Here is a 14,286-nt window from a genome sequence, read left to right as displayed (position 1 = left end):
CTAACTAGCTCTTCATCGCATCGTAAGAAAGGTCGTTGCCGTCTGTCCAACCAGCACCTTTCGCTCCGCGTTCTACAACACGCTGACGGAAGATATCAGAGACTTGCTCAGCATCACCTGCAAGCAGCGCTTTTGTTGAACAAAGCGAAGCACACATTGGTAGCTTGCCTTCAGCAATACGGTTCGCACCGTACTTCTGACGCTCTTCCACAGAACCAGGTTCTGTTTCAGGGCCGCCAGCACAGAAGGTACACTTGTCCATTTTACCGCGCTCACCAAAGGCTTCCTGTTTAGGGAATTGAGGTGCGCCAAACGGACAAGCAAACAAGCAGTAACCACAACCGATACATAGATCTTTATTGTGAAGTACGATGCCGTCTTCTGTATGTTCAAAACAGTCTGCTGGGCAAACTGCCATACAAGGGGCATCAGTACAGTGCATACATGCGACTGAGATAGAGTTTTCACCCGGTTCACCATCGTTCAGTGTCACAACGCGGCGGCGTTGAATACCCCACTCCAGAGCATCATCATTTTCGTTCTTACATGCAGTGACACAACCGTTACATTCGATACAACGTTTGGTGTCACAAAGAAATTTCATTCTAGCCATTTTAAGACTCCTTACGCTTTACGAATATTACAAAGGGTTACTTTCGTTTCCTGCATCAACGTGACAGGGTCGTAACCATATGTGGTTGCTGTATTGGCAGCTTCGCCAATAACGTAAGGATCAGAGCCTTCTGGGTATTTAGAACGTAAGTCTTCACCTTCAAACTTACCACCGAAGTGGAACGGCAAGAACGCTAAACCCGGTTTAACACGACGAGTAACCATCGCTTTCACCTTGATGCGGCCTTTCTCAGCACCTTCAACCCAAACATCATCGCCATCTTTGAAGCCAATGTCGTTTGCGTCTTTCGGGTTCACTTCAACAAACATCTCTTGTTGTAGTTCCGCTAGCCATGGGTTTGAACGTGTTTCTTCACCACCACCTTCGTACTCAACCAGACGACCAGAAGTCAGAATGATTGGGTATTCAGCAGACTTGTCTTGGTCTTGAATTGATTTGTACAACGTAGGAACACGGAAGATTGCTTCCTTGTCATCCCATGTTGGGTAGTCTGCAACAAGATCACGACGTGGCGTGTAAAGTGGTTCACGGTGCAGTGGTACGCGGTCTGGGAATGTCCAAACAATCGCACGCGCTTTCGCATTACCAAACGGGATACAACCGTGTTTGATAGCCACACGCTGGATACCACCAGAAACGTCAGTCTTCCAGTTCTTACCTTCCGCTGAAGCTTTCTCTTCTGCGGTTAGATCGTCCCACCAACCCAGTTGTTTCAGCAGTTTGTCACTGAATTCTGGGTAACCGTCTTTGATTTCGCTGCCTTTTGAGTAGCTGTCTTCAGCTAATAGACTTTGACCTTCAAATTCGACACCGAAACGAGTACGGAAGTTACCGCCGCCCTCAGCAACCGGTTTAGACGTATCGTAAAGGATATGCGTACCTGGGTGTTTCATCTCTGGGTTGCCCCAGCATGGCCAAGGAAGACCGTAAGTCTCGCCATTCGCTGGGCCGCCTTCTGCAGCAAGCGTTGTTTTGTGGAACGTGTGCCAGTTTTGCTGGTGTTCTTTCAAACGTTCTGGGCTTTGACCTGTATAGCCGATCGTCCACATACCTTTGTTGAATTCACGAGTGATGTCTTCAATCAACGGTTGGTTGTTCTCAACACGGATGTTTTTGAACAGTTGATCAGAGAAACCAAGCTTCTTAGAAAGAAGGTACATGATTTCGTGATCAGGCTTAGATTCGAACAGAGGATCAACAACCTTGTCGCGCCACTGTAGAGAACGGTTTGATGCCGTTACGCTGCCGTAGGTTTCAAATTGAGTGGTTGCTGGAAGCAAGTAAACGCCATCTGTGCGATCGTTCATCACTGCTGCAACTGTTGGATATGGGTCAACGATAACCATCATATCCAGCTTCTGCATCGCCTTCTTCATCTCTGGACCACGAGTCTGAGAGTTCACCGCGTGACCCCAGTAGAACATGGCACGGATGTTTTCGCGCTGACGGATCTTGTCTTTGTCTTCAAGTACGCCATCAACCCAACGAGATACAGGAATACCTGCACTGTTCATTGGTTTTTGACCGCCGTATGCGTTGTCGTCGAAACGTCCTTTCACCCAGTCAAAATCGATGTCCCAAACTTTAGACCAGTGGCGCCAAGAACCTTCAGACAAGCCGTAGTAACCTGGAAGTGTGTCAGACAGTACGCCAAGGTCAGTTGCGCCTTGTACATTATCGTGACCACGGAAGATGTTTGCACCGCCGCCTGATTTACCGATGTTACCTAGCGCAAGCTCAAGTACACAGTAAGCTCGTGTGTTGTTGTTACCCGTCGTGTGTTGAGTACCACCCATACACCAAACGATACAACCTGGACGGTTCTCAGAAAGCAGTTTTGCTGTGTGGTAAACGTCTTCTTCGCTTACGCCTGTTACGCGTTCAACTTCTGCTGGGCTCCACTTCGCGACTTCTTCACGGATCTCGTCCATGCCAAATACACGTTGGCGGATGAATTCTTTGTCTTCCCACTTATTAGCAAAGACATGCCATAGCACACCCCAGATAAACGCAACGTCTGACCCCGGGCGTAGAGAAACATAGTGATCAGATTTCGCAGCCGTACGCGTACGACGAGGATCTGCCACAACGATCTTACAGTTGTTCTTCTCTTTCGCGATCAGGATATGTTGCATCGCAACCGGGTGAGCTTCTGCAGGGTTCGAACCAATGAATAGCATTGATTTACAGTTGTGCATGTCATTGAACGAGTTTGTCATCGCACCGTAACCCCAAGTGTTCGCAACACCGGCTACTGTGGTTGAGTGACAAATACGAGCTTGGTGGTCAACGTTGTTTGTTCCCCACAAAGACGCCATCTTACGGAATGCGTAAGCTTGCTCGTTACTGTGTTTTGCACTGCCGAGGAAGTAAACCGAATCAGGGCCAGATTCCTTACGCAGTTCTAGCGCCTTGTTGCCGATTTCTTCAATCGCTTGTTCCCAGGAAAGCTTCTTCCACTTACCGCCTTCCAATTTCATTGGGTACTTAAGACGACGTTCACCGTGGCCGTGCTCACGTAGTGCTGCACCTTTCGCACAGTGTCCACCAGCGTTAAATGGGTGATCGAAAGCAGGCTCTTGACCCGTCCATACACCATTTTGAACTTCAGCGTAGATACCACAACCTACGGAGCAGTGAGAACAGATAGTACGTTTTACTTCTGTTTTCGCTTCTGGGTCGACTGATTTAGCCTGTGCTTTCTTCATCATGCCCGGTGCGAATAGACTTGCGCCTACAACCGCGCCACCAGCAGCAAGTGAAGTGTTTTTCATGAAGGCGCGACGAGACACACCTAGCTGATTAGTTTCTTTGCTCACACTATCGGAGCGTTTGACAAGTTTCATCCGTTATCTCCTAAAGTGTGTCGTAGTAATCGCGAATATGTTGCGTTTCACGATAGCCCGTCTTCTTCACGTCTTTTTCAGGTATTTCAACCGTTTCTGAAGCGGTTGCCACTTTGGTTGTACCAGCGACAACGGCACCAGCAACGGCTGCAGTCGTTAAACCTTTGAGTAAGTCTCTACGGCTTGTATCTATTTCTTTATTATCTTTCATCATTGCTTCCTTACCTTGCGGTAGATCTTTTTGGAGGCTTCATGCCCCTCTATCGATATAATCGCGTACTGCTCGATTACTCGTAATCAGTGACGTTTTTCACATCAATCTTTAATTTGTGTTTACTGCTTTTTGTATTCACGCTGAAACGAACCTGCTCCAACGTTAAGAATGCTTCACATAGCTGAGCTGCAGATTTGTAGAAGTTGGCACTCTCTGCTGCTTCAAGCTGACGTGTAAATGAGTTAAACCAAGGACCGATATGTTTATTGAAAACGGCTTGTTGTAACGCGTCTTCTTCATCGGTTAGCATTGCCATTACTTCACAAAGAGCCGCGATATGATCTTCAGGCTCTTTAACCTGCTCATCACGCTCAATGCCAAGCAATTCAAGATCGTGACGGATCTCAGCTAATGGTTTCTCCATCATCGATCCTGTTCTATGCCAAGACCCAAATGGAACAATCTCCCCACGACCAATGCCAATGAACAAGTCTTGATATTCGTCTTCTAATGCTTCGCGGTTTGATTCGGTTGCTGCTTGTTGAATCGCAATCCAAGCCTTCTGCATCGCGCTTTCTGATGCTTCAATGTCTAGCGTCTTGAGAAAGTCGATCACCTCTTCAGAAGGTGCGCTACGAAACAATGCAGAAAGAACCAGATAGATTTCAGTTCTTAGTGTCTGTTCTTGATCTAAATGAGTATCCAAGGCGAACTCCTAGTATTTCAATTGTTTCAATGGGTCTTGAGCCATTGAATCGAACATGTCTACCACACGGCAGTCTTCACACATCGCAATACGATTAATTGCTGTCTCATCCGAGAAATGAGAGTGACCGCGTAACTTGTTCTGTAGCATGTCAATCATAGACTGTGGTGCGAATGGCTTATGACAACGTAAACATTCCGCTGCTTTCTCTTCATGAATTACAACCGCCTTCTGACGTTCTTCTTTCACCCAATTCATACGAGGAGTCAGAGTAAGTACGTTCTCAGGACATGCCTTTTCACACAGACCACATTGAATACAGTCTTGTTCTACAAACTTAAGCGATGGAGACGCACCGTCGGTATGCAGAGCACGTGTTGGACACACCGCCACACAACTCATACACAAAGTACAATCTTTGCTTTCACATGAAACCGTGCCGTATGGTGCATTCGAAGGAAGCTCAACAATGTTCTCAACTGGAATACGAGATGAAGACATCGCATCAAGTGCTGTGAACAAACGTTGACGCTTATTGCCTTGAAGATCGCCAAGTGCAAGGTCAAACGAATCCACACACAATGTCGGAGGACCTTCGCGAAGCGATTCTAGATAAAGGATATCAATGGTTTCTTTTGGAATACCGATTTGGTCAAGAAGCTCTTGAGCGATCCCGACTTCGTTATTCAGAACACGAATGATGGTTTCTGGCATAAAGCGAGAAGCCGCAAACAGAACCTGAGTCGCGCCATTAACCAAAGCTGCAAACCACGTATCGATACCAATAGAAGGCAATTCTTCAACAACGATTGGAATCACGTTATCTGGTAGCGCTTTAAGAGCCATCACGTTGTAAGTTTCATGACGTGAGCTACAGATAAGTACGATTGGGTCCAGACCGCCTGCATGTTCATAGTTAGCTAGCGTACGTTCAATGAACTTTTGCGTATCGTCAGGATTTGGAAGCGCATAGGTAATCGCTTCTGTAGGACAGCTTGTTGCACAAGTCCCAACGCCCTGACATAGGTAAGGGTTAATCTCGATCTTGTGACCTGTCTTGTCTGAGCCTTCACTTGATAGTGCGCCAGCAGGACAAGCATCAACACAACGCTCACAGCCTTTAACGCCACGTGAACTGTGCGCACAAAGGTCGGTGTCTAAACGGAAGAACTTAGGCTTATCGAACGTGCCCATTAGCGTTGGAATCTCTTCCAGTGCTTCCGCCAGTTTTGGATAGCCTCGCCCTACTGGGTAATAACCTGGAACAGGTACTTCTTCTGTCATGCAGCTGTTCAGACATAGGTCTAAAACCACATCGAAACAATCGTGATTAATAGCCACTTTTGCCAAGTTGCTTGATGTGCCTTTACTCTCAATCACGACTTCAAACGTGCCAAGGAAACCGGATACTTGAACCGAATTTGCGAAGTACAGTTCTGGGTTTGTGCCCTTTTCGCCGTCTGTTGACAATAAGGTTAAGCTCGTTAATTGAGGTAATTGCGCCGCAGCACTTTCTATGATCGCAGTTGGACCAATAACAAGTGTATTACCGCCGCTTTCGTAGCTAACAGTAGGTGGAATCAGATTTGTTAACTCTACTGTATTTTCAAATGCATACAGTCTTGCTTTAGCGTTATTTGAAGTTGCTTGTTCTAATAATTGTTTAAGCATTGCTCAGTTCCATCTATGGACATGGATAATCTGTTCAACCTTCATTGTAGTAAGCGATAGAGAACTTGCTGAGTAATCCGTTAACAACTAACTCTTTAGCTAGTGTGCCATTCGTTAGACCCTGAACTCGTCTATCTACAAAAAAGTTGATAATGAACGTTATCTAGCAAATGCCATGCCAATTTAATAAGTGTTATATATCAGTGACTTAATGGTTTTTAGCGTTTATTGTGCGTATAAAAAAACCGCTTGGGACATTTTGTCGCAAGCGGTTCATTGAGTGTTTAGTCAAAATGTACCTATTATTTGTGTGGTATATTTTGTCCCATCTCTGTCAGGTCAGCTTCGTCTGACATTGTAGCGTCATTATCTGACACTGTGTTTTTATACAGCTCCTTTTCTTCCCCCGCAATTTCGTCACTTTCACTGAATTCTGACTCGGTCTCTTCAGCTTCATTAATAGAGCCATCAACCTCATCAATCAAAGTTTCTTCTTCATTATCAGCGGCTTGTTCAGGTTCGTTTACTGTGTCTTCTTCTGTCTTGTCTTTTACCCAATCGCGAAGAGTTTCTGCAACTCCTTCAGACAGAGACTTCAAATTGCTGTAATCGTCGTCGTAATCATCTAAACCATCACGAACGTTGAACTCTTCTGAGAGGAATAGTTTACGCAATGCCGCTTTTTTTACGCTTTCAGAGGCTTCTGATACCAATAATTGGGCAACAGACAAATCTTCAGTGGCTTCTGGTGCGGGATCTTGAACGTCAGCAACATGAACGTCTTCATTGGTTTCTGAAGCTTCACTCTCTAAAGACTGAGGCGCTGCTGCTTCCATTTCAGACGAAAGCTCAGCAGGCGAAATCTCAGAAGATGAAGAATCAGAAGAAGTGAGTTCTGGTGCTTCCAGTGTTTGCTCTACTTCCAAAGGTTCGTCAGTGGGTCTATCAAGCTTTCGTTGAGACCAACGGCTAAAGAAGTTAGTTGCCACTTGATCTTCCCGCGCCTTTGCGTTTCTTACGTCTTGTTTCTAATAACTCGCCATGACGACCGATGAACGCTTCCATCCAAGCTTGTACTGGTAATGGAATGTCGTAGGAAAGTACTTGGTTGTCACCGTCCATGTATTGCCCTGCAACGGTTTGTGAGGCAGTAAGTAACTGAATGACGGGCTTAACATCAGAATCGACATTATCCATTACTAAGAAAAGCTTAGGTTGCTGAGAGCTTAGGTTGAATCGATAGTCTGTACGTTCATCTTTATGTAATTGAAGTAAACAAACGTCTGGGGCGTCATCTTCTGGTGACAATTCAAACCCCTTCAATTCCCATTGAGTGGTTACCCAGATACCTGTTTTGATCTCTTTCTCTATTCTTTGGACACCTATTGGCCAAGCTGCTTCTGTTTTTTCGTATTGTTCTTTGAATTCTTTTATCTCAGACATACTTCACCCAATTGATTTTCTTTGGCCTGAATGTGCTTAGGACATTTTGTACTTAGCTCAATCCTATAAGCGCTATAAAGCAATAAACACGCCAATACAGGTTAACTTCAATAGCGCATCTACAATGTTCGTCATCAAGTTGTCACTTAACGTTAGTCGATACTGGTTATTTCAGACAACTCCACTCGGTGAACTCCCATATTTTGCGCTATTTTAATCAAATGCTTCATGTTTTCCTGAATACCCGTTATTTTGGAATAAGATTTGCTTTACGATGAACAAGATCGGCGTTAGACCCTCTTGTTAACTTCTTATCTCTTTAAATCGCTATCTCATTAAGTAGGACGTGACTGTGGTAAAACCAAACATAATAAAAACTAGTGAAAACCCACTTCAAACAATCGAAGTTGAAGTGTTTGATGAATATGGTGAGAAGTTAACCAAACAGATCGCTTGTGAACGCCCTCTTACCGTCATGTTGAACTGGAAAGAGATCGTAACCCTGATGACGCTCGGCTCGCGTCCTGAATCTTTAGTCTTGGGTTATTTGAAGAACCAAAGCTTCCTTTCTGACCCTGAAGCAGTTGAATCTATCATCATCGATTGGGAAACCAGCTCTGCAGCGGTCATTACCAATGAAGACACGAGCCAGCTTGAGCAAGCGCTTAAGAAGAAGACGGTGACCTCTGGCTGTGGTCAGGGCACCATGTTTGGTAACGTGATGAAGCAGTTGGAAGATTACCAAGTGCCTCAGACCAAAATTAAGCAATCTGAAATTTACACGGCTTTAGAAGCACTGACTCATTACAACGACACGTACAAGAAAGCTGGCGCGGTACATGGTTGCGCTGTTTGCAAAGACGACAAGGTTCTATCGTTTGTTGAAGATGTTGGCCGTCACAATGCGGTAGATACGTTGGCTGGTGAGATGTGGCTTAACAAAGAGTCTGGTGAAGATAAGATTTTTTACACTACTGGCCGCCTGACTTCTGAAATGGTCATCAAAGTGGCGCAGATGGGTATTCCTGTTCTGTTATCACGTTCAGGCGTAACGCAAATGGGTTTAGACTTGGCTCAGCAATTTGGTATCACGACCATTGCTCGCGCTAAAGGCCTGCGTTTCCAAGTGTTCACTGGCGCAGAGAAGATTGAATTTGATGTGAAAGGTGAATAATCAGCAGTCGGAAAAAAGTGTAGGTTCGATTGGAGATTCACTAACCGCTTCTAATTGTAAAGTTCTGATGTAAAGAGTTAGTGACCCTTCAAGGATAGATACATAGAAACTTAGCTAGATACAAGATACAAAAACGCCGTCATGCTTTTCAGTATGACGGCGTTTTTAATTTTCGGTTTATAGCTTATGCCTGAATTTCCAACGCATTGAGTTGAAAACTAAGGCTAACTTAAAGCTTAGCCGCGTGCTTTCAAGAACTCAGCGTAAGTACCGCGGAAATCGTTGATCTTGCCATCTTTGATTTCAAGGATACGAGTTGCAAGCGAGTCTACGAACACACGGTCGTGAGATACGAAGAACAATGTGCCTTTGTAGTTCTCAAGAGCCAAGTTAAGCGCTTCGATAGATTCCATATCCATGTGGTTCGTTGGTTCATCCATAAGCAGGATGTTTGGCTTGTGCATCATGATCTTACCAAGAAGCATACGACCTTGTTCACCACCAGAGATAACCTTTACAGATTTCTTAATGTCGTCTTGACCAAACAACATACGACCTAGGAAACCACGAACAACCTGCTCGTCTTCGCCTTCTTGGCGCCATTGGCTCATCCAATCAAACAAGTTCATGTCTGTTTCGAAATCGTGTGCGTGATCTTGAGCGTAGTAACCGATGTTTGAGTTTTCAGACCACTTGTACTCACCAGTGCGTGGCTCAAGAGCGCCAGCTAGTGTGTTAAGTAGCGTTGTTTTACCCACACCGTTCTCACCGATGATAGCAACACGCTCACCTACTTCGAAAATACCGTCGAACTTGTTGTATAGGTCTTCTTCAAAACCTTGAGATAGGTTTTCAACCACAAGTGCGTTACGGAATAGCTCTTTAGACTGTTCAAAACGGATGAATGGGTTTTGACGGCTAGATGCTTTAACTTCGTCTAGTTGAATCTTATCGATCTGCTTAGCACGAGACGTTGCTTGCTTCGCTTTAGATGCGTTAGCAGAGAAACGAGATACGAACGTTTGAAGTTCAGCAATTTGTGCTTTCTTCTTCGCGTTGTCAGACAGTAGACGCTCACGAGCTTGAGTCGCAGCTGTCATGTACTCATCATAGTTACCTGGGAATAGACGAAGTTCGCCGTAATCAAGGTCAGCCATGTGTGTACAAACAGAGTTTAGGAAGTGACGGTCGTGCGAAATGATGATCATTGTGCAGTTACGTTGGTTTAGCGTATCTTCCAACCACTTGATGGTGTCCATGTCCAGGTTGTTCGTTGGTTCGTCAAGAAGCATGATATGCGGGTCTGCAAACAGTACTTGAGACAATAGAACACGAAGTTTCCAACCTGGTGCTACTTCGCTCATTAGACCGAAGTGCATAGATTCTTCAATACCTACCGCAAGAAGAAGCTCACCCGCTTTCGCTTCTGCCATGTAACCGTCCATTTCAGCGAACTGAACTTCAAGATCAGCTACCTTCATGCCGTCTTCTTCGCTCATTTCAGGCAAAGAGTAAATGCGGTCACGCTCTTGCTTAATAGCCCAAAGCTCTTTGTGACCCATGATAACCGTGTCGATTACCGTGAATTCTTCGTAAGCAAATTGGTCTTGGTTTAGTTTAGCTACGCGCTCGTTTGGATCGTAGCTTACGTTACCAGCACTTGGCTCAAGTTCACCAGATAGGATCTTCATGAACGTCGATTTACCACAGCCATTCGCGCCGATTAAACCGTAGCGGTTGCCTTCGCCGAACTTAACTGAAATATTTTCGAAAAGTGGCTTAGCGCCGAATTGTTGGGTGATATTTGCTGTGGAGATCAATGCCGTTACCTTTTTAATGTGAAAAACGCCGCAACGTTACTTGTTCGGGGCTTTAACTGCAAGTCTTGATTGCAATTACCCGCTATTAAGTGAGTGATAACCCAACCAAATCATAGTTTGAGCTGACTCACACTTTTGATTTTCTATTTATCGACGAAAAGCCGCTGATTTTCAGGGAAAACAAAATATCAAACGGCGCCCTAAAATGGGAGAGATATAACGTCCCAAATCATGCCGACCATTGAATATATCGTATGCTGATTAGTTACAGTAAAACCAACCCGATCAAAGCAGGCACAGACATAGCCAAGACTAGCCTAATCCCTGACAATTTCATGACAAAATCGATCGAAACAGGAATAAAGTACTCGCCCCCGATACGGGGTTGGATTTCACAAAGTAAGATTATCTAACTATAGTAATCCTAACCTCATAATTCTAAGAGACTTTTATGCGTTCACTATCGCGCTTCTTACTCCTCACTTTAGCCATTCTCTCATGGCCTAGTCATGCCAACTTGGAATATGACTTACAATCTCAGCCGCAGGTATCCGATTCTGCTGTTGACCTCGATGCTCGAATTGATTCGTTACCCGATCCCCTCTTTATGGAGTCGTCGGACCGACGCCAAGTCAATATCTTGTTAGCTGAAGTTCTGCGAGTTCAAAAGCAGGAAATCAAAATCTTCGAGCAACAGATAAAAGCTTATAGAGATAACAACGACGTCGATCAATGGTTTGAGGTTCAAACCAGTTACGTCACTTTGAATAGCTTAAACGTCAGTAAACAACATCTTCTAGAACAGACGAACTCTGCGAACAAAGAGCGCTTAACCGGTTTTGGCCCTTATGGTGTTACCCAGTTTAAGCAAGAATGGGAATTAACTAAGCTCAATATTGAGTATCTTGCATACTTCCAAATCCGAAGCTTCAAGGCGTTAGTTAACGATATCTTTATTTCGCCCGTGCCTGTGATTGGTGCGTCGTTAAAAGTGTTGTTCATCTATTTCGGTTTAGTGTGGTGGCTTGCTAACAGCACTCGCTTAATTGAGTTGTTTCGAATTAACTTTCTTGAAGCGAAGACGAACCCTCCTTTTCTGGTTCGTGTCATTTGGTACATCAGCCGCGCTGAAAGTGCGATTGCTTGGCTAATTGCCATCACATTGTCATTGAGAGTGCTTTCTAGTATCCCTAGTCTGCAACATTTGATTTTCCTGGAGATCTTCACGTGGTGGATTCTAGGTGGTTCGATTGCCATCAGCTTTATTTTGGAATTTGCCTACCGTTTGGGTCGTACATCCAATCAAGAAGTGATCGCGCTGCGCCTATCGACTATCCGCCGTTACGTGTGGAGCTTCATCGTGGCGGGTGTGATTCTGCAAATATCAAGTATTACGCTAGGCAAAGGCACGATTTATAGTTGGATATATAGTGCTCTGTTTTTCTGGTTTGTATTGGTTACGGTTTCAGTACTCCGATTATGGAGAGCGAAGGTCTTCGATACACTTCAACACATCTCTGATCGTCCGGTTTGGGTGAATTGGGCAGTAAACCGTAAGGATACGTTGTTACTTAATATATTGGCGACAGCCATTGGTATCGTGTGGCTGAGCGTTTACAACTTCCAACACCGCATAATGGCCTTGCTATCTAATTACACGCTGTTTAGCCAAGCTTTGGCGTATCTGTTTAGAATCGAAGTGGCTAAGCAGTCAGATCTTGATAAGAATCAGCAAAACTTGGTTCGAATCAAAGGCGATCAAACGTATGAATACATTCTGCCGGGTAATATAGACAGCACGTTAATTGACTATGCCGGTGACGAGGTTAAGCAACTGTCTCGCTACTTGATGTCAGACAGCCCGGCTATCTGTATTGTTTCAGGTGAGCGTGGTGTGGGCGCGACAACGCTGCTTTATACCTTGCTGCACAAAGTATCTAACGCTGAGCCCGTATATGTAAGCTGCCCTTACGCGGGTTACCAAGAGCTCTTAGCGCATTTAGCCGTGAGCATCGGCTTAGAAGAAGAAGCAACTGAAATTCAAATATTAGCGCACCTTCGTAAGAGCAATACCACTTACCTTATCGCGATAGATAACGCTCAACGACTGGTGAAACCAATGGTCGGTGGCCTGTCTGATTTGATTCGTTTGACCAACCTTCTGCGTCGTTCTAAAAAGAACCACCGTGTCGTGATATCGATCGCCAAATCAAGTTGGCGATTTGTGGATAGAGCTCGTGGTGAGCGTCTGCTGTTTGATTTGGTGTGCTTCCTTCCGCGTTGGACAGAGAAACAAGTGGGTGAACTTCTAAATAGCCGTATCAATGCGGAGCTTGAGAAGCCGTTGTCTTTTGATGGCTTAGTGGTTCCTAAGCAATGGGACCAAGATGATATGAGTGAAGAAGAACGTGCACGCCAAGGTTTCTACCGAATTTTGTGGCACTACTCTGATGGCAACCCTACCGTTGCGCTGCGTTTCTTCCGACTCTCTTTGAACCGAAATAAAGAAACAGATCAAGCGGTAGTACGTTTATTCCATGTCCCTGAAGCGCAAGAACTAGAGAATATGCCGAAACCTATGTTGGCTGTACTTCGTTCTATTGTACAACTGGAAATCGCTTCTCCAGAAGTGTTGTCTGAATGTACACAGCTGAGCACGGCAGAGATAACGGGGATTCTGCGTTACTTTGAAAGCCGTGGTTATATTGGTTGGCATGAAGAAAAGGCTCGAATTTCCGAGCACTGGTTCCGCCACATTACTAACGTTCTTGATCGTCAACATCTACTGGTGAAGTAAAATGAAGAAGTTATTTATCCTACTATTTGTTGGCTTGGCAAGTGCTGTCAGTTTCCCGACCTTTGCGACGGAAGAGTTAGCTAACGTAGAAAACATCTCTAAGATAGCGAGCTTGGTGCGATGGAGCGGCGTGTTCTTCTCCATGATCGTTATTGCCGCAATGTGGTTGTTGCTTAAGTTCATCAATTCGTTAGTGACCAGTTTTGGTAGTCAGTTCGTGCAATATCGAATGCTGCTACAAAAGCTGCAATCGTTTACTCAGTTCTTTATCTACGTGAGCACCGGTCTTATCGTGTTCATGATGAGCTTTAGAATCAACGACCAAATCTTAGCTTTGATTGGTGGTACGCTCGCCGTGTCGGTCGGCTTTGCGCTTAAAGACTTGGCAGCATCGTTTATCGCCGGCATCACTGTGATGATTGACAGACCGTTTCAGGTTGGTGACCGCGTCACGTTTGAAGGCAACTACGGCGACATCATCACCATTGGTTTACGTTCGGTACGAATGAGAACCCTGAACGATGACATCATTACTATTCCGAACAACAAGTTCTTAAATGAAGTGACCACCAGTGGTAACTATGGCGCATTGGACATGCAAGTGGTGATTCCGTTTTACGTCGGTATGAATGAAGACATCACCCTAGCCCGCGACCTGATTCAAGAAGCCGCGTCTTCAAGTCGTTACATACACTTGCCAAAGCCTGTAACGGTTCTGGTTAAACAGACGATTACCGACAACTACCTAGCGATACAGTTGACGTGTAAGGCTTATGTGGTGGATACCGCGTATGAGAAGTTGTTTGAAACCGACATAACCTTGCGTGTGATGAAAGAGTTTAAGAAGCACAACATCAACCCACCGAAGATTTCAGTGGCAGCGCATTAGGCTTAACGCTTTTCATGTTTTGGGCGCTCGTAATCGTTTGAAATGGCTTGTATTCATTTCAAATGATTAGCCATAAATAAAAACACCTCCGA

At 45.0% G+C, this 14,286-nt stretch carries 11 protein-coding genes; 3 read left to right on the top strand and 8 right to left on the bottom strand.

The annotated features are described in order from the left end of the window. Positions 1 to 4: 4 nt before the first annotated feature. The 7 genes from fdh3B to AB6D80_RS07420 all read right to left on the bottom strand — a co-directional run bounded on the left by fdh3B (position 5) and on the right by AB6D80_RS07420 (position 7,514). Positions 5 to 613: a formate dehydrogenase FDH3 subunit beta gene (gene fdh3B, locus AB6D80_RS07450; protein ID WP_010440854.1), complete on the bottom strand. Its 609-nt coding sequence runs from the start codon at positions 611 to 613 to the stop codon at positions 5 to 7. 11 nt (positions 614 to 624) lie between these two features. Next, positions 625 to 3,480, bottom strand: a complete 2,856-nt coding sequence (locus AB6D80_RS07445; RefSeq protein WP_009846730.1) for a formate dehydrogenase subunit alpha — start codon at positions 3,478 to 3,480, stop codon at positions 625 to 627. A gap of 10 nt (positions 3,481 to 3,490) precedes the next feature. Then, entirely contained in the window at positions 3,491 to 3,691 is a 201-nt protein-coding gene (locus AB6D80_RS07440; RefSeq protein WP_016768068.1) for a twin-arginine translocation signal domain-containing protein, read from the bottom strand. 76 nt (positions 3,692 to 3,767) lie between these two features. Further along, complete coding sequence (locus AB6D80_RS07435; RefSeq protein WP_010440860.1) at positions 3,768 to 4,400, bottom strand: molecular chaperone; 633 nt, start codon at positions 4,398 to 4,400, stop codon at positions 3,768 to 3,770. 9 nt (positions 4,401 to 4,409) lie between these two features. Then, a complete protein-coding gene (locus tag AB6D80_RS07430; protein WP_372188145.1) occupies positions 4,410 to 6,071 on the bottom strand; it encodes a 4Fe-4S dicluster domain-containing protein in 1,662 nt (553 codons plus the stop codon). A gap of 302 nt (positions 6,072 to 6,373) precedes the next feature. Beyond that, positions 6,374 to 7,060, bottom strand: a complete 687-nt coding sequence (locus AB6D80_RS07425; RefSeq protein WP_372188144.1) for a DUF3306 domain-containing protein — start codon at positions 7,058 to 7,060, stop codon at positions 6,374 to 6,376. Further along, positions 7,050 to 7,514 (bottom strand): DUF3305 domain-containing protein, encoded by a 465-nt coding sequence (locus AB6D80_RS07420; protein WP_372188142.1) that lies wholly within the window; start codon positions 7,512 to 7,514, stop codon positions 7,050 to 7,052. The genes AB6D80_RS07425 and AB6D80_RS07420 overlap by 11 nt, the downstream gene beginning before the upstream one ends. A gap of 352 nt (positions 7,515 to 7,866) precedes the next feature. Between AB6D80_RS07420 and fdhD the strand changes: the two genes are divergently transcribed. Then, a complete protein-coding gene (fdhD, locus tag AB6D80_RS07415; RefSeq protein WP_009846735.1) occupies positions 7,867 to 8,688 on the top strand; it encodes a formate dehydrogenase accessory sulfurtransferase FdhD in 822 nt (273 codons plus the stop codon). Positions 8,689 to 8,924: 236 nt separating this feature from the next. On the opposite strand, the gene AB6D80_RS07410 is transcribed toward fdhD, so the two are convergent. Next, entirely contained in the window at positions 8,925 to 10,508 is a 1,584-nt protein-coding gene (locus AB6D80_RS07410) for an ABC-F family ATPase (protein ID WP_009846736.1), read from the bottom strand. A gap of 451 nt (positions 10,509 to 10,959) precedes the next feature. Here AB6D80_RS07410 and AB6D80_RS07405 point away from each other — a divergent pair, with 451 nt between their 5' ends. Both AB6D80_RS07405 and AB6D80_RS07400 read left to right on the top strand, forming a co-directional pair. Further along, a complete protein-coding gene (locus AB6D80_RS07405) occupies positions 10,960 to 13,305 on the top strand; it encodes an ATP-binding protein (RefSeq protein WP_372188141.1) in 2,346 nt (781 codons plus the stop codon). Position 13,306: 1 nt separating this feature from the next. After that, a complete protein-coding gene (locus AB6D80_RS07400) occupies positions 13,307 to 14,194 on the top strand; it encodes a mechanosensitive ion channel family protein (protein ID WP_009846738.1) in 888 nt (295 codons plus the stop codon). The last annotated feature ends 92 nt before the right edge of the window (positions 14,195 to 14,286 follow it).

Origin of the sequence: Vibrio sp. 10N.247.310.17 (assembly GCF_041466605.1) — a bacterium.
GTDB lineage: Bacteria > Pseudomonadota > Gammaproteobacteria > Enterobacterales > Vibrionaceae > Vibrio > Vibrio tasmaniensis_A.
Note: the sequence above shows the minus strand (reverse complement) of the source record. Positions and strands in the feature narration are given on the sequence as shown.

Coding starts and splice junctions, on each gene's coding strand:
- AB6D80_RS07430 (WP_372188145.1), bottom strand. CDS start 6,071: ATGCTTAAACAATTATTAGAACAAGCAACTTCAAATAACGCTAAAGCA.
- fdh3B (WP_010440854.1), bottom strand. CDS start 613: ATGGCTAGAATGAAATTTCTTTGTGACACCAAACGTTGTATCGAATGT.
- AB6D80_RS07440 (WP_016768068.1), bottom strand. CDS start 3,691: ATGAAAGATAATAAAGAAATAGATACAAGCCGTAGAGACTTACTCAAA.
- AB6D80_RS07400 (WP_009846738.1), top strand. CDS start 13,307: ATGAAGAAGTTATTTATCCTACTATTTGTTGGCTTGGCAAGTGCTGTC.
- AB6D80_RS07445 (WP_009846730.1), bottom strand. CDS start 3,480: ATGAAACTTGTCAAACGCTCCGATAGTGTGAGCAAAGAAACTAATCAG.
- AB6D80_RS07420 (WP_372188142.1), bottom strand. CDS start 7,514: ATGTCTGAGATAAAAGAATTCAAAGAACAATACGAAAAAACAGAAGCA.
- AB6D80_RS07405 (WP_372188141.1), top strand. CDS start 10,960: ATGCGTTCACTATCGCGCTTCTTACTCCTCACTTTAGCCATTCTCTCA.